Source organism: Streptosporangiales bacterium (genome assembly GCA_009379825.1).
Classification (GTDB): Bacteria; Actinomycetota; Actinomycetes; order Streptosporangiales; family WHST01; genus WHST01.
Map to the genome: position 1 here is coordinate 100,206 of WHTA01000007.1, position 24,953 is coordinate 125,158.

The window sequence follows — 24,953 nt, forward strand, 5'->3', positions numbered from 1 at the left end:
GTTACGCCGGCTCAGCGCCTCAACAGCTTCGCGACGCGGGGGAGCACCTCGGCGGGCGGGCCGCTGAGGCGACACTCCATGGCCAGCCAGCCGTCGTAGCCGATGTCGGCGAGGGCGTCCAGGCAGGCGTCCCAGTCCAGGTGGCCGGCGCCCGGCTCGAGCCGGTTGGTGTCGCCGAGCTGGCCGTGCGCGATGAGCGGTCCGACGTCCCTGAGGCTCTGCGCCGGGTTGCCCTCTTCGATGCTCATGTGGAAGAAGTCGGCCATTACACGTACGGACGGTAGGTTCACCTCACGGACCAGCTCGGCGGCCTTGGCGAGGGTGTTGACCATGTGGTCCTCGTACCGGTTCAGCGGTTCGAGCAACACCACGGTGCCTTCGCGTGCGGCGTGCTCGCCGAGCGCGGTGAGCTCCTCGACCAGCACGGCCCTGTCGTCCTCGGGCGACCGGGGTGGCGTGAACGGCGGCAGCCGGCGGGAGAACAGGCCGTACGCCGCGGGCGTGACGGCACCGAACCCGCCGGCGACCGCGATCGTCGACAGCAGCTCTTTCATCCCGGCGCGTGCCTGCGCCCTGCGGTCGGGGTCGAAGTCGCCGATGAAGCGGTCCATCTGCACACAGACCGACGGCATCACCACGCCGGCTTCCCTGGCGGCCGCGAGCTCGTCGCGGCGTGCAGCGAAGATGCCGTCGCCCTTGCCGAGCAGCTCGATGCCGTCGAAGCCTACGGAGCGCGCGAACTCGAACTTCTCGACCAGATCGGCACCTTCGAGCATGTGCTCCTGGGCAGCGAGGCGGATGGGCATCGACTCTCCTTCAGAACTCGATGACGACTTGCAGGGACTTCGCCGGCGACTCGTCGAGCGCGCGGAACGCTGCCGGTGCCCCGTCGACGGGCACGACCTCGCTGATCAGCGGCAGCACCTGGAGCTTGCCGCTGGCGGCGAGGTCGACCGCCGTGCGCTGCAGCCGGTACGTGTCCCAGCGGTACGACAGCGCCGGCGCGACACCGGAGATCTGTGAGCACATGACCTGCACGCGGTTGTGGTGGAACTCCTCCCCCAGCGCCAGGCCCATGCCTTCCCGCTGGAAGAAGCCGGCGGCGACCACCCGCGCGCTGTACGCCACCGACCTGATGGCCTCGTGCAGCGCGGGATACGCACCGCTGACCTCGAGTGCCACGTCCGCGCCGCGTCCTTCTGTCAGCTCGTGGATCCGTTCCGCGACTTCGCCCTTCGTCGCGTCGAGAACGGTGTCGGCGCCGAGCTCCCGCGCTTTCGCCAACCGGTCAGACAGGGTGTCCACGCCGATGACCCTGGCTCCGTTCAGCGCGGCGAGCTGCGCGACCAGCTGGCCGGGTACACCGAGCCCGAACACGGCGACGGTCTCGCCGACGTGGATGTCGGCGTCCAGCATGACGTTGAGCGCGATCGCGCCGATCTGGGAGAAGATGCCCACCTTCGGGTCGATGCCCGGGGCGAGGACGCGTTGCGCCGCGTACTCCGCCGGCTTGGTCGTCAGCGCCCGGTGACCCCAGGTGCCCCACACCACCTGTCCCAGCTGCACGTCACGGACGTCGCCGCCGACCTCGACGATCTCGCCGACCTCCTCGTAGCCCCAACCGTCGACCGGGTAGGCGAGCGTGCTGTCGCCGGGGACGAAGAGCCTCCGCTCGGGGTCCCAACGCTTGTCGAGGTACGGGTTGGAGCCACGGTACGCCGTCAGCTCGGTGCCCGCCGAGATGCCGGAGTAGAGGGTGCGGATGCGTACGTCGCCGGCGCCGAGCTCGGCCTCCGGCTCGTCGACGACCGACGCCTCGCGTGCAGCCGCGAACCTGACCACCTTGGCCATGGAACGGATCCCTTTCTCTCGTAGGAGTCAGCCCTTGACCGCGCCAGCCATGAAGCCGCGGAGCAGCTGTCGCTGGGCGACCAGGAAGACGGCGATGACGGGAAGCACGGTGAGCAGCGAGCCGGCAGCCAGCGGGCCGATGTCCAGTGTGCGGCCGCTGGCAAGAAGGTACAGGCCCGCGGTCAGCGGCCGGTACTCCCCACCGGGCAGGTAGAGCAGCGGCACAAGGAAGTTGTTCCAGTTCTGCAGGAAGGCGAACACCGTCAGCGCGCCGGCGGCGGAGCGGACGAACGGCAGCATCACGTGCAGGAAGATCTGCCACTCGCTCGCACCGTCCACCCTGGCAGCCTGCTCGAACTCGTTCGGGATGTCGATGAAGAACGACCGCATCATGAACGTGCCGAACGCCAGCTGGGTCATGGTGAGCACGAGGATCGCGCCGATCAGAGTGTCGAGCAGACCGAGCTGACGCAGCTGGAAGTACAACGGGATCATGATGGTGAAGAACGGCACGAGCAGCCCGAGCATCATCGCGTAGAACAGCAGGTCCCTGCCCAAGAACGCGCATCGCGCGAACGCGTAGCCGGCCGCGGTCGCCAGCACCACGACGAGCACGGTGCTCGGCACCGCGAGCAGCACGCTGTTCAGGAAGTACTCGCTGAAGTTCGCCCGCGTCCACGCCGCGGCGATGTTCTCCACGCTGAACGAGGTGAACAGATCGAACGGCGCCGTCCGTACGTCCTCGGGAGTTCGGATGGCGGTGGAGAGGATCAACAGCGGCGGGAACAGTGAGAGGAACGCGAACGCCAGCAACACCAGCTGCCTTACGGCACTCGTCGACGGGGTCTGTCCGGGTCGGCGACTCGAACCCGTGATGGTCATCCGGCCTTCTCCTGTACGTGCCTGCGCTGCATCCGGTTCAGGATGATGACGAACGGCAATGAGAGCAGCGTGACCATCAGTGCCAGCGCGGTGCCGTAACCGACCCGGTTCAGGGTGAATGCGTTCTCGAACGCGTACGTGCCGAGCACCTCGGTGGCGTTGCCCGGTCCGCCGCCGGTCATGATGAAGACGATGTCGAAGACGCTGAAGCCGCCGACGAGGATCACCGTCGTCACCATCAGGAAGACGGGCATGATCTGTGGGAGTACGACGTGCACGAGACGCTGCAACGCGTTCGCGCCGTCGATGCGTGCGGCGTCGACCAGGTCGAGGTCGACGTTCTGCAGGGCGGCGAGGAAAATGACCACCGCGAAGCCGAACGTCGCCCAGATCGCCGTCGCGAGCACGGCGAAAAGCGCTGTGTCAGGTTCACCGAGCCAGCCGCGTGCCAGGGCGTCAAGCCCGATTGCGTTCAGCACCTTGTTCACCCAGCCGTACACCGGGTCGTAGATCCACGTCCAGGCGATGCCGATCACCACCTGGGGGAGCACGTAGGGCAGGAAGAACGCCAACCGGTAGGCGAGCACGCCCCTTGCGCCGCTCCAGAGCAGCACGGCGAGCAGCAGGCCGATGACCAACGGCGCCGCTGTGCCGATGACGATCCAGATGGCGTTGTTCGCGAGTGCGTGCCACACCTGGCCGTCGGTGAGCATCTCCACGAAGTTGCGCAACCCGACGAACGGGGCCTGCGGCACCACCCCATTCCAGCTGGTCAGCGAGAAGTAGCCGGCGCTGACCAAGGGGAAGAGAAAGAAGAGGGCCATGAGTGCCATCGCGGGCGCGGCGAGCAAGACGCCGAGTCGCGCCTTTGCTCGCCGCGTCGCGGTGACACCGGCCTCCCTTACTGCGGCCACGTCACTTTCCTGGTTTCTCGTACGCGTCCGCCATGTCCGCCGCGCACTCCTTCGGTGTCTTCTGATCGACGAGCACGCCCTGGAGTCCGTCCCACATGGCCTTGTTGAACGACTGCTTCATCAGCACGTCGATGTTGTAGCCGAACTTGCCTTCGCCGGACGCGATCGAGCTCGTGTCGTCCAGGATCTGCCGGAAGAGCGGGGTCGCCTGCACGTCGTCCGTCTTGACCGGGAAGGCGGGGATGCTCTTCATCTGCTCGACCTGCCACTTGCCGTGCTCCTGCGTCTGGACGAAGTCGAGATACTTCACGGCCAGGTCGGGGTTCGCGGTCTTCGCCGAGACGAACGTGCCGGAACCGAGGCCGGCGGCCGGATAGCCGGGCCCGGACTCCGAGGGGAACGGCATGAAGCCGACGTCGAACTCGGCGGACTTCTCGATGTCGTGTGCCAGCCAGGAACCGGTGAGTGTCATGCCGGCCTTCTGCTTGTAGAGGAGCGCGTTCGCGTTGTCGTACGTGATCGCGTTCGGGCTCTTCGGCAGAAAGCCCTTCTTGCGGTAGTCGACGAAGAACAGCTCGATGGCGTCGACGACCTCGGGGCTGTCCCACGACTTCTTGCCCTCGATCAGGTCCTGCATCACCTTCGGCCCGACGGCGCTGCTCAACGGCGCGCTTAGTGCGTGGCCGGCTTCCCAGCCCTCCTTGTTGGAGAACGCGATCGGGGTGACGCCGGCATTGCTCAACTTCGAGGCGCCGGCCTCCAGGTCGGCGAGGTTCTTCGGCTCGTCGATGCCGTGCTTTGCGAACATGTCCTTGTTGTAGAAGAGGCCGATCTCCTCCACCTGGTCGGGTACGCCCACGACCTTCCCGCCGAACGTGACCCGCTGCTTCGCCCAGTCGTAGATGGGCCAGTCGTTCTTCTTGTACGCGTCGGACAGGTCGTAGAGCAGACCCGCCTCGGCAAGCACACCCGCGAAGCCTGGCCCGGTGTCGTAGCTGAAGATGTCCGGGCCCTTGCCGCTCTGCAACTGCGTCTGCAGCACGGTGCGCAGCTGGTCGTTGGGCATCACATTGAGCTTGACGTGCTTGCCCGGGTGTTGTTTCTCGAACTTCTTGATCTGGCTCTTGATCGCCGTCACCTGCTCGGGGTCTTCCGGTTGCCCGATCAGGTAGGTCAGCGTGTCTTCGTTCCCCCCGGATGACTGGGTGGCGCCGCCGGTGCACCCGGCGAGTAGCCCTATCGCAGTCACAAACGCGAGCCCCGTCGTTGCGGCTGCACGTCGCATGGTTCCTCCTCGTTGAGTTGACCGGGGTGTGTGCCGGCTAGGCGACGATGAGCGGGCGCAGTGTCCGGTGCGCGATCTGCAGGCCCTGGGTCACCCGCTCGTCGGTGCCGCCCCAGACCGGGTCTTCGTGCTCGACCGAGACGGTGCCCTCGTACCCGCCCTCGTAGAGGGTGTCGACGACCCGGCGCCAGTCGACGTCGCCGAGCCCCGGGATCCGGTACCGCCACCAGCCGATGTCCCACGGCGACTTGCGTTCCTGTGTCTTGCCGAAGATGCCGTACCTGTTGCGTGCCTGCAGGTTCACCTCGGCGTCCTTCGCCTGGGTGTGCAGTACCCGGTCGGTGTACGGCTGCAGTGCGGTGACCGGGTCGATGCCGAGCCACACCAGGTGGCTCGGGTCGTAGTTCAGGTAGAAGCCGAGGGTGAACATCCACTCCCACAGCTCCGGTGAGTACGCCAGGTTCGCCGGGTAGCCGTCCAGGTGCCAGCCCTCCATCGGGCAGTTCTCAACGACGAGGCGTACACCGTGGTCTTCGGCGTACTTCGTCAGCGGCGGCAGGATGCGTTCGCCGAGCTCGAGGTTCTCTTGCACGCTCTTGCCGATGTCGCGGCCGATGAAGGTGCCGACGTAGGGGCAGCCGAGCAGCGAGGCGGCGTCGATGCAGTGCCGCAGGTGTTCGTGGATCTGCTCGCGCCTGCTCTCGTCGCCGTGCAGGTTGTTCTCGTAGTAGCCGATGGCGGAGAGGCCGAGGCCGTGCTTGTCGAAGAGCGCGTGTACGTCGTCGGCGGCGGCGCGGTCGAAGTTCGCGACGTCGATGTGGCTCGCCTCGAAGGCGCGGGAGCCGACGCGCGGCCAGGCGGCGACCTCGAGCGCCTCGTACTCGGCGCCGGCCGCCCAGGCGGCGATGTCGGCGAGCTGCCAGGACGGCAGGCAGGCGGTGAGGAATCCAAGCTTCATTGCGGTACCTCGATCCAGCGACCTTGACGGGCGGAGTTCAGCACGGTGTCGGTGAGCACGGCGGTACGGGCACCGTCGGTGAGCGTGGGGAAGGTGGCAGGTGCCCCGGTCTCGATGGCGGCGTAGACGTCGGTGAGGAACGCGGCGAAGCAGTCCGCGTACCCCTGCGGGTGCCCAGGCGGCAGGGTGACCAGGCGCGCCGCGTCGCTGCTGAGGCTGTCGGCGGCACGGGGCAGCATCCGGTTGGCAGTGCGGCTGCCCGACCACAGCCACTCCGGTTCCTCCTGGTTGAACGCGATGCTGGCGTCGGCGCAGTCGACCTCGAACCACAGCCGGTTCTTCCTGCCGGGGGAGACCTGGCTCAGGAGCAGGTTGCCGAGCGCGCCGCCTTCGGTACGGAAGATCACGGCCGCCGCGTCCTCGGTGTGCACGGACTGACTGTCGGACGTACGGACGCTCTTCGCGAACGTCCGGCCGGCGGCACGGTTGCGTTCCGGCAGCAGGATCTCCGTCCTTGCGATGAGCTCGACGATCCGTTGCCCGGTGACCCACTCGACGAGGTCGCACCAGTGCGACCCGATGTCGGCGAACGTGCGGGACGCGCCGCCCGCGGCCGGGTCGACGCGCCAGTTCATGTCCGCGCTCTCCGACAGCCAGTCCTGCAGGTACGAGCCGTGCACCAGCCGGATCGGGCCGAGACCGCCGTCGCGCACCTGGTGCCGCGCTTCCCAGGCGGTCGGGTAGTAGCGGTACACGAACGGCACCGCGGTGACTGTCGCCGCCGCGGCGGCGCGCTTGGCGAGGTCGATGGCGTCCGCCGCGTTCGTGGCGACCGGCTTCTCGCACACCACGTGCTTGCCGGCGTCCAGGGCGAGCTGGGTGAGCGGGTGGTGGCTCTGGTTCGGGGTGCACACGTGCACGACGTCCACGTCGGGTGCGGTGACGAGCTCCTCCGTCGTCGGGTAGGAGCGCGCCGCGGCCATCGACGCGGCGACCTGCGCGCCGCGTTCCGGCGTGGAGGCGGCCACCGCCGTGACGCGCGCACCGAGCCGCCGTGCGGTCTCCGCGTGCATGCGGCCGGCGAACCCGGCGCCCACGATCCCGACCCGCACGTCTCGCATCGGCTGTCCGTCCCTTCCGGCGTGTATTGACAACAGAAGCTATTAAGCGCGCCTCTTATGGGCAAGATCTGCGTAACTTATTTCGTTTTTGGATTAAGAGAGTCGTCTTCAGTATGCTGCCGGCATGGAAGGCGCTGAGGGCACCGTGCTGCGCCGGGACCCGGCCGCGCTGAGCGCGATCGTGTCGCTCGTCGCGCAGGGCACGGCCACGTCCAGGTCGGACATCGCACGGCACACCGGCCTGGCCAGGTCGACGGTGTCGCAGCGGGTGGAGCAGCTGCTCGACCTGGGGCTGCTCGTCGACGCGGGGCGGTCGCCGTCCAGGGGTGGCCGGCCGCCGGTCAGCCTGTCGTTGAACCCGCGCGCCGGTGTGTTGCTGTCCGCGGACGTCGGCGCCAGCCACGTCCGGATGGCGCTCAGCGACCTGGGCGCGAGCCTGCTGGCCGAGCTCAGCGAGCCGATGGACGTCAACGACGGCGCGCAGGCGGTGCTCGGCCAGGTGTGGGCGGGGTTCCGCGAGCTGCTCGCGGAGACCGGTAACGACGTGACGGACGTCCGCGGCGTCGGCCTCGGCATGCCGGGCCCGGTCGAGTTCGCCACCGGCACCGTCGTACGGCCGCCGATCATGGCCGGCTGGGACGGCTACCGCGTACCGGGCTACTTCGTCGACCTGCTCGACGCGCCGGTGATCGTGGACAACGACGTGAACATCATGGCCCTCGGCGAGTACTGGGCGCGCCAGGACGTGGAGTACCTGCTGTACGTCAAGGTCGGCACCGGCATCGGCTGCGGGATCATCAGCGAGGGCCACCTGCACCGCGGCACCGACGGCGCCGCCGGCGACATCGGCCACATCCAGCTCCCCGGCCACGAGTCGACCAGGTGCCACTGCGGGAACACCGGTTGTGTGGAGGCGGTCGCGTCCGGCTCCGCGTTGGTGCGGGCGTTGAGCCAACAGGGCCTGGACGTAAGCGACAGCCACGACGTCGTCCGGCTGGCCGAGGACGGGAACGTGCTCGCGCGGCACGCGGTGCGCGAAGCCGGCCAACACATCGGCGAGGTGCTGGCATCCCTGGTGAGCTTCTACAACCCTGCGGCGATCGTCCTGGGCGGTGCCCTGGCGCAGGTGTCCGAGGAGCTACTCGCCAGCATCCGCGGCGTCGTCTACCGCCGTGCCCTGCCCCTGGCGACGAGGAACCTCCGGATGGAGACCAGCCGCCTAGGTCCACAAGCCGGCGTGCTCGGCGCCACCGTCCTCACCCTCCAGCACGTCCTCTCCCCGGCCGGCCTGGCCACCCTGCTGAGAGCCACCATCTGACCGCTTGCCACCCTGCGAGCCCCACCCCCCACCCGATACCCTGCGATGGGGCCGTTAGCTCAACTGGCAGAGCAGCGGACTTTTAATCCGCGGGTTCAGGGTTCGATCCCCTGGCGGCCCACTTTCATCGCACAATGCGAACCGTCGCTATGCGGGTGTTCTGTAGGTCAGATGCCCTGCTAGCGGCAGTCTGGGCTGATGCCGAAGAGTGATCTCGCGGTGAGGTCTGGCCGGTCCAGGGCATCGAGCGCGGTGACGATTGTGCGTTCCTCGAAGGTGAAGTGCGATTCGATGATCGCGGCGGGTCCGTCTAGCTCACCCGTGACGCGCACGGTGTCCTGCGCGTCCGGGTCGGTTGGCAGTTCGCCGAGGAGCTGGTTCAGCCGCTGCAGGATCGACGCGACGAGGGCGCGGTCTTCTTCGAGTTTCGTGATCACCGGCGCGAGGTCGGAGAACTCCTGCCTAAGCGCCGGGAACGCGCTGCTGTCCTCACCCGAGTGGTGCTGGTCGAGCGCGGAGCAGAACGCTAAACAGTGGGCCGCCAGCGAATGCACCTGACCAGGGCCGTCATGGTGGCCGTCCTGCAGGCTCTGTCGGACGGTGGCCAGTTCCTGACGGAGGTGGTCGTGGATCGCGATCAGCTCGGTGCCGAACGCGGCCAGTCGCTCTTGTCCCCGTTCGCGCTCCATCGCGGTGAGCGTACCGGGTCTTCGGAGGCGATGCAGCGGCTCGTTCGACTGCGGAGGGGTGAGACCCTAGCGGCGAGGATGCCTTGCCCGGTAGGAGGTGGCGGCGACAAGGGAGACGATGGGATGTCTGGGCCTCGACAGTGCGAGGTTGTATTCGAGCTTCGCAGTGGAACGGGGTGCGGGAGCGTATCCATGCCCTCGTAGCAGCTGGAACGCCGCTGCTGAGTCCGTCACCTGTGCTGACCTCTCTTCGCGCATGGTCGTGCCAGGCGCTCTTGAGTTGCGCCGCCTGCTCTACTGGACTCGACGTGTCAGCGCGTTGCGTCGGAGAGTGTCACTGCTGACGGGATGGCGTCGAACGCCTCCTCGATTCGGCGGAGCAGGGCCCGGCGTTCGGTTGCGTCGGGCTTCCCCCGGCCGGTGCGGGCCTGCGATTTCAGGCCGCGGACCCAGTTCTTCGCGCCGCACCGCCAGGCGCTCATGGCGAACTCGCAGACGAGGCGGAGCCGGACATCCCTGCGGCTGTCGATGCCGAGCTTGGTCTCGAGCGCGTCGACCAGGTGCTCTTGGATTCTGATGCTGGTGAGCGCGCTGTACTCACGGAGCTCTGGGGTACGGCCGGCGAGCCCCCTGGTCGCGATGAAGCGGCGCTCCCAGTCGTCGTCCATGCCGTTCAGCGCCGAGACGAGCGCGTGCCGCAGCGCGTCAAGGACGTTGCCGTCGGCGTCGGTGTCGGCGACCACGTCGAGGTAGGCGTCCCACAACTCCTCCTCGGCGGCAATGGCGACGGCTTCCTTGCCGGAGTAGTAGCGGAAGAACGTCCGCATCGACACCTCTGCCTCGTCTACCAGCTGTTCCAGGGTGGTCTGGTGGAAGCCCTGCTCGATGAATAGGCGGAGTGCCGTCTCCGACAGCGTGCGGCGGACACGCAGCTTCTTGCGCTCGCGCAGCGGCAGCGCACGGTCCGTCGCGACCGGTTCGATCATACGTTCATACTAGCAAACTGCCTATCGCTGGTTGAAGCTTGCGGTTAGTTTGAGCTTATCAAACGCTTATGCTAATGAGTGGCAGATTGTTGAGCCGGCGGACCCTGGTTCTGTGGACCCTGCTGTTGGCGTCGACGCTGGGAGTGATGGCTGGAGCGACGGTCGCTCCTGTCCTCGCCGTGATCCAGAACGACCTCGGTGTCTCCGGCACCGCAGCCGGCTTCATCATCACCACGCACGGCCTGACGATCGCGGTCACCAGCCCGCTGGTCGGCCGGCTCGTGGACAGGCGCGGAGTCCGCGTGCCGTTGACCGCGGGGCTGGTGCTGTACGGCCTGGGCGGTGGTTCCGGGCTGCTGGTCACCAGCTACCCCGCATTGATCGCCAGCCGGTTCGTGCTCGGGCTCGGCGCAGCCGTGGTGTTCACGGCGACGACCGTCGCCCTCCTCTCGCTGTACGAGGCGGCGAAGCGCGACCGGGTGATGGGCTGGCGCACCACGGCGACCACCGTCGGTGGCCTGGTGTGGCCGCTGCTCGCCGGTGCGCTGGGCGACATTTCGTGGCACGCCTCGTTCGCCGTGTACCTGGTCGGCGTCCCGCTCGGCGTCGCGGTGCTGCTGGCGATGCCGAAGGACGTGACCGCGGTGGGCGCGGAGCGTTCCGGAGGCGGTGCGTTGCGGCTGATGCGGGCGCATCCCGTGCTGCTCGGCCTCTGCGGACTGGTCCTCGCGACCGGCGTGATGATGTACGTGCCCGCGGTGTTCCTGCCGAAGCGACTGGAACAGATCGGCATCACCTCGACGTTCCTGGTCGCCGTCTACGCCGTGACCCTGGGGGCAGTGGTCGCGAGCCTGATCGGCCTGTTGTATGGGCGGCTGCGGTCTCGGTTGAGCGTCGCTGCGGTCACGCGGCTCGCCGCCGGCTGCTGGATGCTCGCGTTCGTCATCTACGCTCGCGTCGATCAGCCGGTGCTCCTGCTGCTCGCACCGGCCCTCGCCGGCGCCGGCAATGCCCTTGCCATGCCGGCGCTGACGGTGCTGTTCGCCGACGCCGTCGCGCCCGAACAGCGTGGTCGCGCGACGTCTCTGCAGGGTACGTCGATGTTCGCCGGGCAGTTCGTCTCGCCACTCATAGCCGGGCCGCTGATCGCCGCCACCGACTACTCGATCGGCTTCCTCGCCGCCGGCGGAGTTGCGCTGGTGATGCTGATCGTGCTGCTGACCACGAAGGTCACCGCACACCGGCCACCGACTGCCGTCTCGACCGAGTCCGCGACCGCCGCGCGCTAGGCGGCGAACAGCCGGTCGAGGTGGGTGCGCAAGACCGTACGAACCTCGTCGACGGTGTGCTTGCCGACCAGGACCATGGTGCCGAGGCCGTGGTTGAGCGCCACCAGGTGCGCCGCCTCGCGGTCGGGGTCGCGGTCCGCTGCCAGCTCGCCGGTGTGCTGCGCGTGCCGGAGGGCGTCGGCGAGCTGCTGGTCAGCTGGGTCAGTCCGGCGACGACGGGTTCGCCTGCGAGGCCGGGGTCGGTCATCGTCAGCACGGCGTAGGAGGTGCCGGCGAGGTGGAAGGTGCGGCCCTGCTCGTCGGTGGGCAGCGCCTCGTCGAGGAACGTCTCGACGAAGTCACGCGCCGACACCGGCTGGGGGAGTGCGGTGAGCTTCGCTGTCCAGCGTTCGTTGCTCTGCCGCTCCAGGTGTCGGAGCGTTCCCGCCAACAGCTGCGTCTTGGTGTCGAAGTAGTACTGCACGAGGCGCAGTGATACGCCCGCTTCGGCGGCGACCGACCGCATGGTGACGGCAGGCATGCCGTCGCGGGCTAGGACGCGCACGAGTCCGTCGGCGATCTGTGTGCGCCGCGCATGCGGGCGCGTGTCGATAGCGGCGGTGTGCTCGGGCTCGCCTGCGTAGGGCTGTTCGTCGTGGTGCTCGACGTGTCGGTCGTCAACGTGGCCCTGCCGTCGATGCGGACCGGACTGGGGTTCGGTCCCGGCGGGCTGCAGTGGGTCGTCACGGCGTACGCGTTGGCGTTCGGCGGGCTGCTCATGCTCGGTGGTCGGCTCGCCGACCTGCACGGGCACAAGCGGGTCTTCGTCGCCGGCATCGGCGTGTTCTCCGCGGCGAGCCTCGCCGGCGGGCTGGCGGCCGGTCCGTGGACGCTCGTCGCTGCGCGTGCCGCGCAGGGGCTTGGCGCGGAGGTGCTCGCACCCGCCACGCTCACGTTGCTGACCACCGCGTACCCCGAGGGCTGTAGCCGCACTCGAGCCCTGGCGACCTGGACGGCGGTGAGCATCGCGGGCGGCGCGGCGGGGAACATCGTCGGCGGCGCGCTCACCCAGGTCCTGTCCTGGCGGGCGACGTTGCTGGTGAACGTGCCGATCGGCGCGGTCGCGATCCTGGTCGCCGCGCGCACGCTCGCCCCCGACGGCCCAGCGAGGCAGCGGCGCGAGCTGGACGTGCCGGGCGCCCTGCTCGCGCCGCTCGGCTTCGCGTCGCTGACCTACGGCATCACCCAGGTGCAGGACGGTGGCTGGACCGTCCCGACGACGGTGATCCCGCTGCTGGCCGGCGCCGTCGCGCTGGTCGGCTTCGTTCTGGTCGAGGCACGCGTCGCGGCCGTCCCGCTGGTGCCGCTGCGATTGTTCCGTGTGCGGGCGATCAGCACGGGCAATGTCGTGATGCTGCTCGCCGGTGCCTGCCTGCAGGTGCCGATGTGGTATTTCCTCACGCTCTACATGCAAGACGTGCTCGGCTACGGACCGTTGCAGACCGGGCTGGCGTTCCTACCGCACGCGGTGATGAGCATCGTCGGCGCGCGCCTCGCGCCACAGCTGATGGAGCGCTTCGACGCGAGCACGCTCATCGTCGCCGGTGTCCTACTCGCCGCCGCTGGGTTCTGGTGGCAGAGCCGGATCACCGCCGACAGCGGCTACCTCACCGGCATCCTCGGACCCGCGGCGGTCTACACGTTCGGCGGCGGGCTGCTCAACACGCCGCTGACCGCGACCGTCACCACCGGTGTCGCCTCCGGTGACGCGGGTGCATCGTCCGGCGTGATGAACACTGCCAAGCAGGTCGGTGGCGCGCTCGGTCTCGCCGTCCTCGTTACAACCACGATGCGGCCCGAGGCCGGCACGCCGCACACGATCGCCGCCGGTTACGGTGGCGCGTTCGCCGTGCTCGCCGTGTTGCAGCTCGTCATCGCGGCCGCCGCGCTGACCCTGCCATCACTGCACCGGGCTCGGTGATGCTGTGGTCAGGCGAGGTGGAGCTCGAGATGGTCGCGCATGTTCAGGTGCAACGGTGTCTGGAGGTCGGCGACCGGGATGCCGTCGCGCAGCACGGTATGGCTGCCCCATACGGGGATCACGGTGACGGCCCGCGCCTGGCTCGTCCATTTGTCCGCGCCGGGCGGCTCGATCTCGATGGCCAGCTCGTCAGGGTGGGGCATGATCCGGAGCTGTGATCCCGGTGCCAGCCTGTGCCGGCGCGCGTGTCCGTGATCGGCGAGGTGGATCGCGAGCCGACACGTGTCGGCGGACGCGGGGAGGAACTCGACCCCGGACAGAGTCACCTCGTGCCCGGTCGCGAGGTCAGCGCCGCGTGCCCGGATCACCGGTTGGTACGTCTTCTCCGTGCCGGCAGGCGTGTCATGAAGCGGTAAGGCAACCAGCGGCAGTCCGTGGATGACTGCCAGATGCGCGGCGAGACCGTGCTGGGAGGCCGCGTCGACGAGGAGGACGGTGGCTGCGTCGACGATCTGCGGCAGACCTCGGTCATGGCGGACAGGTCGTCGGGGGCTGTGGTCGACCGACGTGATGCCGCGGCGGGCGAGTTTGCGGCAGAGCTCTGCTGTGCGGATGCGGCCCCGCCGGTCGAGGTCGCCTGCCACGCCGACCAGTCCGTGCGCTGATACCACGTTCGCGAGCGCGTGGGCGGTGGCGTCGGCGAGACGTGTCAATCGCGACGGTTCACGACCGCGGCGGCCCGCTGTTCGCGGGATCAGTAGGCGTGGTTGGTGTCGATGTCGGGATTCAATGGTCAACCGGCACCTCGGCCAAATGCGGCCACAGGTCCATGAGCGAGCGGTAGCTGCGCTCGGGCAGGCCGGACAGGGTGGCGATCACTTCCGGACGGGCGTGCCGGGCGAGGGCGTAGGCGATGAGGTCGTCCTTGCTCGCCGGCGGGTAGGCGAAGGCCTCCTCGAGTTGGTCGGCGATCTCCACGCGGGTGACGGTCACGGACGTAGGCAGCGCCGCACACCACGTCGGCCTCCGCGGACATCAGCGTGTTGATGAACATGCTGAGCAACTCGCGCAGCAAGTCAGGCGACGCCTGCGCCAGCTGTTCCTCGAGCAGACGAGCAGGGTCGATACTGAGGGTGACGGTGTCGCCGTAGTGGCCTTCTTCGAGTCGGTTGTGAGAGATCACTCGAAGGACCACCCGGTGGCCGTCACCTACATCGGCAGCGACACGCTCACCAGGAGCCGTACACCACTCTGCCGGACGCCACTCTCGACCTGCTCCCGAGAGCGCCCCACCGCTCGGTCGCTTCCCGCTGGGTAGTCTGTCCACTGAGGACCTGGTTGAACAACTCGTCCTTCTCGCTCGGCGCGAGCCGGTTACGTGGCTTTGCGCTCCGGCTTCGTAGCCGTCCAGTGGGCGGGTGTTAGAACCCATGAAGTGGTGTACGAACCCAGATGCGGAAGGCGCCTGCCCTTCGCTGGCTAGTACCACCACTGTCCGCGGACATGGAATCCGACCGGCCCTGTGTGACGTGCGAACGCAGTATCTGTTGCCGGTATGTAGGTCCTGGCGTACGAGAGGCACGAGACATAGATTGTTGTCTATGGCGACTCTCTGTGGTGGTCGGTGACCTGGATGCAGTGGGTGGAACTGGCGGTCATCGTCGCGGTGGCGTTGGTGTTCGACTTCACCAACGGGTTCCATGACGCGGCGAACGCGATCGCGACCAGCGTCTCGACGCGTGCGCTCACGCCGCGGGTGGCGTTGGCGCTGGGGGCGGTGATGAACTTCGTCGGCGCGTTACTCGGTACGGGTGTCGCGGTGACGGTGGGCAGCGGGATCATCGCCACGCCGGCGACGGAGGGTGGTCTGGTCGTGGTGCTGGCCGCACTGGTTGGTGCGATCGCGTGGAACATCTTGACGTGGGCGTTCGGGCTGCCGTCGTCGTCCTCGCACGCGCTCATCGGCGGCCTGGTCGGCGCGGCGTTGGCGTCCGGCACGCTGGTGCACTGGGCCGGGGTGGGGGAGAAGGTGGTCATCCCGATGATCCTCTCCCCGCTGGTCGGCTTCACCCTCGCGTTCGGCGTGATGCTCGCCATCATGTGGATCTTCCGCAATCGTGCGCCTGGCCCGGTGGGTCGCGGGTTCCGGTTCGCGCAGGCGATCTCGGCGGCGGCGATGGCGCTCGGGCACGGTCTTCAGGATGCGCAGAAGACGATGGGCGTGATCGTGCTCGCGCTCGTCACCGTCGGTTTGCAGGACGACTTCCACGTGCCGCTGTGGGTCATCATCTCGGTTGCGGTCGCCCTCGCGGCCGGCACGTGGGCAGGTGGCTGGCGGATCATGCGCACGCTCGGCCGCCGCATCGTGCACCTGGAGCCGCCGCAGGGCTTCGCCGCGGAGATGAGTGGAGCAGCTGTGCTCTACACGACGGCGTTCGTGTTCAGTGTCCCGGTCTCGACCACGCACACCATCACCTCGGCGATCGCTGGCGCGGGCGCGACGAGGCGGTTGTCCGCGGTCCGGTGGGGTGTGGCGGGCAACATCCTGACCGCGTGGGTGTGCACGCTCCCCGGTGCCGGCGGTGTGGCCGCGGTCTGTTACCTCCTTCTCGACCTGGTGGTCTGATGAACGCCATTCCGGTACTTCGACCAGGGACGCATCTGCATCCCAGTGATGGCATGTGTCTGACCGAGTGGGTGTCGGTCTTGGCCGGTGAGCCGTTCACCGACGAACCTCTTTGCATGGAGCCGGTGCTGGCCACGCTGGCGCGCCTTGTCAACGACGACCTCGACGATGCGACACGACAGGGTCTCGTCGACGTCGCGCCAAGACTGGTCGGTGCGACAGGGGACGGGCCGTGGTCGGCGTCGGATGTGGTGGCCGCTGCCCTTGGTCGGATGGTGCCGGTATCGGGCCTGCCCAACCGTCGCCGGCGAAACCTCGACCGGCATCTGCGCCGTGCCTCGCGCCGTTCGACTCGCCTACGACGTCGCACAGGCCACGCGGTCGCGCGCCGAGTATCGACATGGTTGTACCGGCGAGGACCGGCGAACGCTGCGCTGGCGAGCGCAGTGCACAGCGCCCGGCTGCTCGCCGTGGTACATCGGGAAGCGCTGCTGTCGGCGATGCTGCATGCGGGGCTTGGAGCACTGGTGCCACCTGACCGGAATGGACCGGTGCCCGCGTCATCCCGGCACGTTCGCCACTGACTCCGGCAGTGCAGCCTCGGTCTCGAGGTGGTCGCGGACCCAGGCTTGGGTGGCCATCTGGACGGCGTCCCACGGGCTGCCCAGGGGCGGGGTGTAGGAGAGGTCCAGCTCGGCGACCGTGTCGACGTCCAGGCCGGCGAACAAGGCGGTGGCGAATGTGTCGATGCGCTTGGCTACCGCGGTGGGAATGGGGCCGACGAGTTGGGCGCCGAGCAGCTTGCCCGTCTCGGCGTCGCCCGTGACACGTGCGGTGATGGGCTGCGCCCCGGGGTAATAGGCCTTGTGGTCGTCGGCGACGCTGCCCACCGTGACGGGTGCAAAGCCCACCGTACGGGCCTCGTGGTCGCGTAGCCCGGTGCGGGCGACGGCGAGGTCGAAGACCTTCACCACCTGGGTGCCGAGGCTGCCGGCGAACGCGCGGTCGCCACCGACGGCGTTCTCGCCGGCGACCCGACCCTGTTTGTGCGCGGTAGTCCCCAGCGGCAGGTACGTCGTACCCAGCAGTCGGTGATGGGTGACCACACAATCGCCGGCAGCGTAGACGTCCGGCACCCCGGTGCGCATGTGCTCGTCCACGACGATCGCGCCGCGGACGTCGAGCGAGACACCGGCGGTCTCGGCCAGTGCGGTGTCCGGCGCGACGCCGCCGACGACGAGAACGAGGTCGACGTCACGGGTGAAGTAGTGGTCACCGTCGACGTGCAGCCGGTTACCTTCTCTGGTGATGTCCGTGACGCGGGTTCCGGTCACGACGTCGACGCCGTGACCCGTGAGTTCGGCACACACCAGCGCGCCCAGTTCCGGGTCCACGGTGGGTAGGACCTCGGGGAGCTGTTCGACTTGGGTGACCCGGATTCCCCGCGCGGTGAGCGCCTCGGCCATCTCCAACCCGATGTAGCCCGCACCGACGACCAACGCGGTGCGTGGCTGGCGGCGTTCGAGCGACTCCATCACGGCGAACGTGTCGCCCATGGTGTGCAGGACGTGTACCCCGTCGGCGGGGCCGAGTTCGGCGAGTCCACGGATCGGTGGCCGCACTGGGATGGCGCCGGTGCCGATGACCAACTGGTCGTAGCCGAGCAACTGCTCGTCGCCGGCTGGGCCGGTCACGGTCACCGTCTTGGCGGCAGAGTCGATGCGGTGTGCCGTGTGGTCCAGTAGCAGGTCGAGTCCGGCGTTCTCCAGGTCGTGCCGGGTGCGGTGGGCGAGGTGCCGCCAGTCCGTGACGTCGCCGGAGACGTAGTACGGGATGCCGCAGATCGAGAAGTTCGGGTACGCGTCGGCGACCACCAGCGTGGTCTCCATGCTCGGGTCGAGTTCGCGGGCGCGTAGCCCGGCGCTGATTCCTGCGTCGCTACCGCCAATGATGACCAGGCGTGTCATGAGGCCTTCCTAGGTGACGTTCACTGCATGTTCACGCCGTCGTGCCGAGCAGGTCGGTCGCCAGCTGATGGACGCGTTCGTCGATGGCGTCGCGGATCTTACGGACACGGTCCAGCGGCTGGCCGATCGGGTCGGGGATCGGCCAGTCGAGATAGCGCCTGCCGGGGAAGACGGGGCAGGCGTCACCGCAGCCCATGGTGATGACGTAGTCGGCAGCGCGAACGACCTCGTCGGTGAGTGGCTTGGGGAACTCCCGACCCATGTGGACGCCGACCTCGTCCATCACCTGCCAGACTGTCTCGGCCAACTCGCTGACGGGGGTCGAGCCGGCCGACCGGACGTGCACGCGGTCACCGGCGACCTGCTCGAGCAGGCCGGCGGCCATCTGGGAGCGACCGGCGTTCTGGACGCAGACGAACAGCACTTCAGGGCAGGTGTTGGGACGTTGGCCCTCGGCTTGGGCGAGTGCAGCCAGTCGTTCGGCGGCGAAGTTCGCCGTCAGTGAGGGCAGGAAACGCCGGATCCGGGCCCGGGACGCCAGCATCTCGTAGCTCTCGTGCACATATCTGGCCACCGTCTCGGGCGAGAACACCCCAGCGAAACGACTAGCGAGCTGGTCAGCGATCCGGTCGAGTACCGCGCGGTGCAGCGGGTCCGCCGGTTCGATCGTGCGCACTCTGGCCGGGTCGAGTTGGTTCGCCTCCGTGACTGACGGCGCGATGAGGGTGGCGTAGTGCGCAAGCGCGCGGTGGGTAGCACGGTAGTACACCCCGGTGCCGTGACGTTCTCGCTCCAGGAGGCCCGCCCGGCACAGCACCGTCAAGTGATGGGTGACGGTGGGGCCGGTCAGCTCGAATGCGTCGGCGAGCTCGCCGCGGCGGATCTCGCCGGATGGATGTGTCAGCACCAAGCTGAGGATCCGTAGCCGGACCGGATCCGCCAATGCCCGCATCTGCGCCGACCGCTCCTCGGCGGAGGCACGGTCCAGCGGTGGACCCGCGGCACCAGAGGTTAGCATACGTCTATGTTGACGGACGTCTATGCGCCTCGTCGAGTCCGGGCGACGAGGTTCACCTGGTGTTCACCTGCAAGTTCGCGATGTCTACCGTCGGATCGGCAGATTTCGATGTGACGTGGCGCCGCGTCAGGTGCACGGCCTACGCAGCGTCTGTGCTCGTTGTGCCTGCACGGCCATTCCTGCGATGGCTGCGATCAGCGTGTTGAGCGCTTCGGGACGCAGCCGGTAGTAGGTGTACCGACCGTGGGGCTCGGCGGCAACAAAGCCGGATTCACGGAGGATACGCAGGTGATGACTGATCGTGGACTGCCGTGCGCCCGTTTCCTCCACGAGGTGGCAGGTGCACATCTGTTCGTCGGCAAGCAACCGCACGATCTTGGCGCGAAGTGGGTCGCCGAAGAGCCGCACGGTTGCCTCGGCGATATCGGGGTCGGCGTCCGTGGTATGTCCGACTTCGCCTTCATCGGCAAGTGCGGTTGATGAAGTCGACATATTTTGATCAGACACCGAGTACTGGTTCCCGTCAAGGCCCCAGATGATCGCTGTCTAGCCGGATTTCCATGGTTTTCAGGTTCTTGTTCCGCCGCAGGCGATCGGAGGTTGTGTAGCTCACATCAATTCTCATAGATTCATCAGCTTCTATCGATGTAGTGTCGAGAGAGAGGATCGCGCCGAGCGAACGAGCACAGGAGGCCGCCAACGCCATGACCGTGGCAGCAATCCTCATCTTCGCGGCGACGCTCACTCTGGTGATCTGGCAGCCCAAGGGACTGGGCATCGGCTGGAGCGCCCTCGGCGGCGCGGTGGTCGCTCTGCTGACGACGGTGGTGCACCTCTCCGACGTGCCTACCGTCGTGGGTATCGTGTGGAATGCGACGCTGGCGTTCGTCGCGGTGATCATCATCTCTCTGGTGCTCGACGAGTGTGGTTTCTTTGAGTGGGCCGCCCTGCACGTCGCGCGCTGGGGCCGTGGCCGCGGGCGTGCGCTGTTCGTGTTGATCGTCCTGTTGGGGGCGGCGATCGCCGCAGTGTTCGCCAACGATGGTGCCGCCTTGATCCTCACCCCGATCGTCATGCAGATCATGCTCGCCCTGCGGTTCTCACCGAAGGCATCGCTTGGGTTCGTCATGGCGACCGGGTTCATCAGCGACACCGGTAGCCTGCCGCTGGTCGTGTCCAACCTCGTCAACATCGTCTCCGCCGACTTCTTCGGCATTGGCTTCGCCCGCTTCGCCGCGGTCATGGTCCCCGTGGGGATCGTCTCCGTCGTAGCCAGCCTGGCCATGTTGGTGCTCTATTTCCGCCGCTCGATCCCGAAGACCTACGACGTGACCGCCCTGCGGCGACCGGCGGATGCGATCACCGACCGGTTGACCTTCCGCGCCGGGTGGGTCGTGCTCGTGTTGCTGTTGGTCGGCTACTTCGGCGCGGACCCAGTGGGCGTGCCGCTGTCCGTGGTGGCCGGAGGCGGTGCGCTGATCTTGATCGCCGTCGCGGCACGCAGGCCCGCCTTCCTGTTCCCGCAGCTGACCCGCCGTCCTGCACCGGTGATGGTGAGGGCGGAGCAAGCCGCGAGCGCGCCGGAAGCTTCGGCCGCTGACGACCACCGTCTGACCGCGCCGCGGCAGATCCCCGTAGGCAAGGTCATCAGGGAAGCGCCGTGGCAGATCGTGCTGTTCAGCATCGGTATGTACCTCGTCGTATACGGCCTCCGCAACCAGGGGCTCACCGGTGAGCTGGCCAAGGTCTTCGGCTTCTTCGCCGACCACGGCGACCTCACTGCGGCTCTCGGCACCGGCTACGTGGTCGCCGGGCTCTCGTCAATCATGAACAACATGCCCACGGTGCTCATCGCCGCACTGGCCATCGACGCGGTCGGTGCCACCGGGCTCACGCACGAGGCGATGGTCTACGCCAACGTCATCGGCTCCGACCTCGGCCCGAAGATCACCCCCATCGGCAGCCTGGCTACCCTGCTGTGGCTGCATGTACTAGATCGCAAGGGCATGCACATCGGATGGGGTCGTTACTTCCGCACCGGCATCGTGCTCACCATCCCGGTCCTGCTGGTCACCCTGCTCGCCCTTGCCGGCTGGCTCAGCGTCATCGGCGCCTGAGCGGGCGGCAGACGTGGCCGGGACATCGGACGTGGTCGTCATCGGCGGCGGTCAGGCGGGACTTGCCGCCGGCTACTACCTCCGCCGCGCCCGGGTGAGCTTCGACATCCTGGACGCGCACGACCGGCCGGGAGGTGCGTGGCAACACGGCTGGGACTCGCTGCAGTTGTTCTCCCCAGCCGAGTACAGTCCACTGCCTGGCTGGTGGATGCCGCACCAAGAAGGCGAGACGTTCCCCACCGCCGGGCATGTCGTCCGCTACCTCGGCACGTACGAGCAACGGTACGAGCTCCCGATCCACCGGCCGGTCCAGGCGCGAGGCGTCCGTGCCGCCGGCCCACTCCTGGCGGTCGAGACCGACCGAGGTACCTGGCGGGCCAAGATCGTCATCAGTGCCACCGGCACCTGGGATACGCCCTACCTCCCCGAGTACCCAGGTAGCCACGACTTCGTGGGCCGCCAGCTGCACACCGTGTCGTACTCCTCCCCCGAGCCGTTCCACGGTCAGCGCGTGGTGATCGTGGGGGGAGGTAACTCCGCAGCCCAGATCCTGGCCGAGGTCTCCACTGTGGCCGACACCCTCTGGGTCACCCAACGTCCACCTCGCTTCATGCCCGATGACGTCGACGGCCGCATCCTGTTCGACGTCGCCACCCGGCGAGAGGCCACACAACGCGATGGCGCCGACACCGCCGGTGTAGGCGGGCTGGGGGACATCGTCATGGTGCCCAGCGTGCTCGACGCCCGCGAGCGCGGCGTCCTACACGCGCCCCCCATGTTCCAGCGGCTTACCCGCGGCGGGGTCACCTGGGACCACGGAACCGAACACCCCTGCGACGCGATCATCTGGTGCACCGGCTTCCGCCCCAGCCTGCACCACCTCGAACCGTTGAGCCTGGAGTATCACCACGGCGTACCCAAGACCGTGGGCACACGATCGGTGGACGAACCCCGCCTGTACCTCCTCGGCTACGGAGACTGGACGGGTGCTGCCTCGGCCACCTTGATCGGTGCCGGCCGTACCGCGAAGTCAGCTGTCGCCGAGATCGCCGACCGCCTCGAGCTCATTGGCTCGGAGTGAGGGCGAACTCAGCGGAGGATGTCGGCGACGGCGGTCAGCCGGTCGGGCACGATGGAGTACCAGACCCAGCTGCCCCGCTTCTCGCGCTGGAGGATGCCGGCTTCGACGAGCATCTTGAGGTGGTGGCTGACCGTAGGTTGCCGTAGCCCCAGTGGCTCGGTCAGGTCGAGCACGCAGGCCTCCCCTGTGGGGCTGTCGCTGATCATGCTGAGCAGCTGCAGTCGAGTGGGGTCGGAGACGACCTTGAGGAGGCGGGCGAGACGTTCGGCGTCGTCGCGGTCGAGTGGCTGGGCAGACACCTGCTGGGGGGTGTCGTCCTGGCTGGCCGCGGCTCCTCGCATAGGGAGAAGTCTATGTCCTCGCCTGCCTGGCCGGATGCTCATGGTGGTTCGGCATCGATCGTTCAGCAGGCGTTGACGTCCCAGGCCGGTGGTGGTCCGGCGCTCCCGTTCTCTCCGTTCATCTGATCGACGCCGACGGGCCACCGAAACACATAGATCGATATCGATCCGATTGCTAGCGTCCATCTCAGATGTGTCGGTATGAAGGACCCCGAGAGGACCAAACGATGACGTCCGCCAGCGATCGTCGATTGTTGCCCATGTCAGTCCACGGCTCGGGCCGTAGCGCGATGACCTGCCTCTACCGGTGCGGCAACGCGTGCGCGCATCCGGCGCCGAACACCTCGGACAACCCTTACTTCGGTGATCTGGTCCGCACTGAGGTGTCCCGCCGCGGGATCCTGCGGGCCGCGGCCGCCGGAGCCGTCGTCATCGGTGCGGGCGCGGGGGTAGTCGCGGGTGCGGCTCCGGCGTCGGCGAGCCCGGGGTCACCGTCGTCGGCTGATGGTGCGCCGACGTTCACGCCGGTTCCGCCGAACAGGTTGGACGCGGTCGTGGTCCCGGCCGGGTATGAGCACTCGGTGCTGGTGCGGTGGGGCGATCCGGTCCTGCCGGGCGCACCCGACTTCGACATCGACGGGCAGTCACCGCAGGCGCAGCGGCAGCAGTTCGGCTACAACAATGACTTCCTCGTCGTGCTGCCCCTGGATCGGCGCGGGACGCAGGGGCTGTTGGTGGTGAACCACGAGTACACCAACGAGGAGTTGATGTTCCGCGGCTACACCGACGGTGCGGCCGCCACGGTCGAGCAGATCCAGATCGCGATGGCCGCGCACGGGATGAGTGTGGTGGAGGTCGAGCGCGTCGGTGACTCCGGCGAATGGCGCGTCGTGCAGAACGGGCGGCGCCGCTGCAATCGCCGGATCACCGCCGACACCCCGATGCGGTTCACCGGTCCGGCCGCAGGCTCCGAGCTGCTCCGTACGGCCGCCGATCCGCGTGGGCTGCGAGTGCGGGGATCGCTGAACAACTGCGCCGGCGGCATGACTCCTTGGGGGACGGTGCTGTCGGGCGAGGAGAACTTCAACCAATACTTCGTCGGCGGCAACGGCGCACCGGCAGCGGAGAAGCCGGCGCTGGCGCGGTACGGCATCAACACCACCGACCGCTACCCCGACGGGAACCGGCACTGGGACAAGGCCGACGAACGGTTCGATCTCGCCAAGCACCCCCGTGAGGCCAACCGGTTCGGATGGGTTGTGGAGGTCGACCCGTACGATCCGGACTCGACGCCGCGCAAGCACACCGCGCTCGGCCGGCTCAAGCACGAGGGCGCCACGATCGTCGTCACCAAGGACGGCAGCGTCGCGGCCTACATGGGTGACGACGAACGCTTCGACTACATGTACAAGTTCGTCTCCGACCGCAGGTTCCGCACCGGCAGCTCCGCCGCGGACCGTGAGCACAACCGGCAGCTGCTGGAGTCCGGCACGTTGTACGCGGCGCAGTTCGCGTTCACCAGCGCCGACGAGATCGACGGATCGGGCTCGCTGCCCAGCGACGGCGCGTTCAACGGCACCGGCCGCTGGCTCCCACTCGCACGCGGCACGACGTCGATGATCGACGGCATGTCGATCGATGAGGTGCTGGTGCACACCAGGATCGCGGCTGACCGAGCCGGTGCGACCAAGATGGACCGGCCGGAAGACATCGAGCCCAACCCGCACAACGGCAAGGTCTACGTCGCATTGACGAACAACTCACGACGAGGAGCAACGGGCCAGCCGCCCGCGGACGAGGCGAACCCACGCAACGACAACAAACACGGCCAGATCCTCGAGCTGGCCGAACACGGTGCAGACGCCGCCGCCGAGACCTTCAGTTGGAACCTGCCGATCGTCTGCGGCGACCCCGACGACCCGTCGACCTACTTCGCCGGCTACGACAAGTCGAAGGTCTCGCCCATCTCCTGCCCGGACAACCTCGACTTCGACGCGCACGGCAACCTCTGGATCTCCACCGACGGCAACGCACTCACCGATCCCGCGGGGGAGAACTACAACGACGGCCTGTTCGCCGTACCTGTCGCCGGGCCGGAACGCGGCCACGTCAAGCAGTTCCTGTCCGTCCCGCCCGGGGCGGAGCAGGCGTCGGCGTACGTGCTGGACGACAACCGCAGCGTCGTCGTGTCCGTCCAGCATCCCGGCGAGATCGATGGCGCCACCGTCGACGACCCCGCATCAACCTGGCCCGACGGCGACTTCGCCCGGCCCGCCGTTGTCGTCGCCTGGCGGCCGGACGGGCGCGACCTGGGCGCCTGAGCGGGCCAGCGTCCACCGCCAGCGATGCCGCGCCCCACGTCCTCACAACAACCAAGGGGCGCGGCATCGCCTTGCGTGCTCGCGTGACTACGTACGGCTACGACGTGTCACGGGACGGAACGCGTGGGGTGGGCTGGTTCGACGCAGTGCCATCGGCGTCAGCGGCGGCCGGCCGAGTTCACTCGTCGTTCAACCGGCACTCACAGTCTGGTAATAGACATCCATCTAT

24 protein-coding genes, 1 tRNA gene and 2 pseudogenes are annotated in these 24,953 nt (G+C 68.0%); 10 read left to right on the top strand and 17 right to left on the bottom strand.

All coding sequences use genetic code 11. From position 1 onward, the window contains the following. Nucleotides 1-11: 11 nt before the first annotated feature. The 7 genes from GEV07_05790 to GEV07_05820 are packed head-to-tail and all read right to left on the bottom strand — an operon-like array spanning nt 12 to nt 7,011. The gene (locus GEV07_05790; GenBank protein ID MQA02246.1) at nt 12-806 is read right to left on the bottom strand and encodes a TIM barrel protein; all 795 of its coding nucleotides are present in this window, start codon (nt 804-806) and stop codon (nt 12-14) included. A 10-nt stretch (nt 807-816) separates the two neighbouring features. Next, entirely contained in the window at nt 817-1,851 is a 1,035-nt protein-coding gene (locus GEV07_05795; protein ID MQA02247.1) for a zinc-binding dehydrogenase, read from the bottom strand. Nucleotides 1,852-1,878: 27 nt separating this feature from the next. Beyond that, the gene (locus GEV07_05800) at nt 1,879-2,733 is read right to left on the bottom strand and encodes an ABC transporter permease subunit (protein ID MQA02248.1); all 855 of its coding nucleotides are present in this window, start codon (nt 2,731-2,733) and stop codon (nt 1,879-1,881) included. Further along, nucleotides 2,730-3,647 carry an ABC transporter permease subunit gene (locus tag GEV07_05805; GenBank protein ID MQA02249.1) on the bottom strand — a complete coding sequence of 306 codons (918 nt, stop codon included), beginning with the start codon at nt 3,645-3,647 and terminating at the stop codon, nt 2,730-2,732. Before GEV07_05805 ends, GEV07_05800 begins: the two co-directional genes overlap by 4 nt. Before the next feature lies 1 nt (nt 3,648). Beyond that, complete coding sequence (locus GEV07_05810) at nt 3,649-4,932, bottom strand: extracellular solute-binding protein (GenBank protein ID MQA02250.1); 1,284 nt, start codon at nt 4,930-4,932, stop codon at nt 3,649-3,651. Between the two features lie 37 nt (nt 4,933-4,969). Next, complete coding sequence (locus GEV07_05815) at nt 4,970-5,890, bottom strand: TIM barrel protein (protein ID MQA02251.1); 921 nt, start codon at nt 5,888-5,890, stop codon at nt 4,970-4,972. Next, a complete protein-coding gene (locus GEV07_05820; protein ID MQA02252.1) occupies nt 5,887-7,011 on the bottom strand; it encodes a gfo/Idh/MocA family oxidoreductase in 1,125 nt (374 codons plus the stop codon). Before GEV07_05820 ends, GEV07_05815 begins: the two co-directional genes overlap by 4 nt. Before the next feature lie 124 nt (nt 7,012-7,135). On the opposite strand from GEV07_05820, the gene GEV07_05825 reads away from it, so the two are divergent. Together GEV07_05825 and GEV07_05830 are read left to right on the top strand one after the other, a co-directional pair. Then, nucleotides 7,136-8,329, top strand: a complete 1,194-nt coding sequence (locus tag GEV07_05825) for an ROK family protein (protein MQA02253.1) — start codon at nt 7,136-7,138, stop codon at nt 8,327-8,329. A gap of 48 nt (nt 8,330-8,377) precedes the next feature. Then, nucleotides 8,378-8,450, top strand: a tRNA-Lys gene (locus GEV07_05830). Nucleotides 8,451-8,508: 58 nt separating this feature from the next. Here the strand turns inward: GEV07_05830 and GEV07_05835 are convergent. Together GEV07_05835 and GEV07_05840 are read right to left on the bottom strand one after the other, a co-directional pair. Further along, entirely contained in the window at nt 8,509-9,018 is a 510-nt protein-coding gene (locus GEV07_05835; protein ID MQA02254.1) for a hemerythrin domain-containing protein, read from the bottom strand. 311 nt (nt 9,019-9,329) lie between these two features. Beyond that, nucleotides 9,330-10,004, bottom strand: coding sequence for a TetR family transcriptional regulator (locus GEV07_05840; GenBank protein MQA02255.1), 675 nt, complete (start codon nt 10,002-10,004; stop codon nt 9,330-9,332). 86 nt (nt 10,005-10,090) lie between these two features. Between GEV07_05840 and GEV07_05845 the strand changes: the two genes are divergently transcribed. Beyond that, nucleotides 10,091-11,293 (top strand): MFS transporter, encoded by a 1,203-nt coding sequence (locus GEV07_05845; GenBank protein MQA02256.1) that lies wholly within the window; start codon nt 10,091-10,093, stop codon nt 11,291-11,293. Here GEV07_05845 and GEV07_05850 read toward each other — a convergent pair. Beyond that, a pseudogene (locus GEV07_05850) lies at nt 11,290-11,813 on the bottom strand (TetR family transcriptional regulator). The gene GEV07_05845 and the pseudogene GEV07_05850 overlap by 4 nt on opposite strands. A 54-nt stretch (nt 11,814-11,867) precedes the next feature. Here GEV07_05850 and GEV07_05855 point away from each other — a divergent pair. Next, nucleotides 11,868-13,253: an MFS transporter gene (locus GEV07_05855; GenBank protein MQA02257.1), complete on the top strand. Its 1,386-nt coding sequence runs from the start codon at nt 11,868-11,870 to the stop codon at nt 13,251-13,253. A gap of 8 nt (nt 13,254-13,261) precedes the next feature. On the opposite strand, the gene GEV07_05860 is transcribed toward GEV07_05855, so the two are convergent. Further along, a complete protein-coding gene (locus GEV07_05860; GenBank protein MQA02258.1) occupies nt 13,262-13,456 on the bottom strand; it encodes a hypothetical protein in 195 nt (64 codons plus the stop codon). A 246-nt stretch (nt 13,457-13,702) separates the two neighbouring features. Between GEV07_05860 and GEV07_05865 the strand changes: the two genes are divergently transcribed. Next, entirely contained in the window at nt 13,703-13,918 is a 216-nt protein-coding gene (locus GEV07_05865) for a hypothetical protein (protein MQA02259.1), read from the top strand. Nucleotides 13,919-14,039: 121 nt separating this feature from the next. Here the strand turns inward: GEV07_05865 and GEV07_05870 are convergent, their stop codons facing one another. After that, nucleotides 14,040-14,246: a DUF2795 domain-containing protein gene (locus GEV07_05870; GenBank protein MQA02260.1), complete on the bottom strand. Its 207-nt coding sequence runs from the start codon at nt 14,244-14,246 to the stop codon at nt 14,040-14,042. A gap of 4 nt (nt 14,247-14,250) precedes the next feature. Next, nucleotides 14,251-14,379: pseudogene (locus GEV07_05875) on the bottom strand (IS256 family transposase). A 516-nt stretch (nt 14,380-14,895) separates the two neighbouring features. Between GEV07_05875 and GEV07_05880 the strand changes: the two are divergent. Further along, nucleotides 14,896-15,879 (top strand): inorganic phosphate transporter, encoded by a 984-nt coding sequence (locus GEV07_05880; protein MQA02261.1) that lies wholly within the window; start codon nt 14,896-14,898, stop codon nt 15,877-15,879. Continuing rightward, complete coding sequence (locus GEV07_05885) at nt 15,879-16,463, top strand: hypothetical protein (protein ID MQA02262.1); 585 nt, start codon at nt 15,879-15,881, stop codon at nt 16,461-16,463. The genes GEV07_05880 and GEV07_05885 overlap by 1 nt, the downstream gene beginning before the upstream one ends. Here GEV07_05885 and GEV07_05890 read toward each other — a convergent pair. The 3 genes from GEV07_05890 to GEV07_05900 all read right to left on the bottom strand — a co-directional run bounded on the left by GEV07_05890 (nt 16,440) and on the right by GEV07_05900 (nt 19,356). Then, complete coding sequence (locus tag GEV07_05890) at nt 16,440-17,846, bottom strand: CoA-disulfide reductase (protein ID MQA02263.1); 1,407 nt, start codon at nt 17,844-17,846, stop codon at nt 16,440-16,442. The genes GEV07_05885 and GEV07_05890 overlap by 24 nt on opposite strands. 31 nt (nt 17,847-17,877) lie before the next feature. After that, a complete protein-coding gene (locus GEV07_05895; protein MQA02264.1) occupies nt 17,878-18,798 on the bottom strand; it encodes a metalloregulator ArsR/SmtB family transcription factor in 921 nt (306 codons plus the stop codon). A gap of 192 nt (nt 18,799-18,990) precedes the next feature. Continuing rightward, complete coding sequence (locus GEV07_05900) at nt 18,991-19,356, bottom strand: metalloregulator ArsR/SmtB family transcription factor (GenBank protein MQA02265.1); 366 nt, start codon at nt 19,354-19,356, stop codon at nt 18,991-18,993. A 212-nt stretch (nt 19,357-19,568) separates the two neighbouring features. On the opposite strand from GEV07_05900, the gene GEV07_05905 reads away from it, so the two are divergent. Both GEV07_05905 and GEV07_05910 read left to right on the top strand, forming a co-directional pair. Beyond that, nucleotides 19,569-20,981 (top strand): arsenic transporter, encoded by a 1,413-nt coding sequence (locus tag GEV07_05905; protein ID MQA02266.1) that lies wholly within the window; start codon nt 19,569-19,571, stop codon nt 20,979-20,981. Nucleotides 20,982-20,994: 13 nt separating this feature from the next. Further along, nucleotides 20,995-22,062, top strand: coding sequence for an NAD(P)-binding protein (locus GEV07_05910; GenBank protein ID MQA02267.1), 1,068 nt, complete (start codon nt 20,995-20,997; stop codon nt 22,060-22,062). 8 nt (nt 22,063-22,070) lie between these two features. Here GEV07_05910 and GEV07_05915 read toward each other — a convergent pair whose 3' ends face one another. Further along, nucleotides 22,071-22,403 (bottom strand): metalloregulator ArsR/SmtB family transcription factor, encoded by a 333-nt coding sequence (locus tag GEV07_05915; protein MQA02268.1) that lies wholly within the window; start codon nt 22,401-22,403, stop codon nt 22,071-22,073. A gap of 227 nt (nt 22,404-22,630) precedes the next feature. On the opposite strand from GEV07_05915, the gene GEV07_05920 reads away from it, so the two are divergent. Further along, entirely contained in the window at nt 22,631-24,724 is a 2,094-nt protein-coding gene (locus GEV07_05920; protein ID MQA02269.1) for a DUF839 domain-containing protein, read from the top strand. The last annotated feature ends 229 nt before the right edge of the window (nt 24,725-24,953 follow it).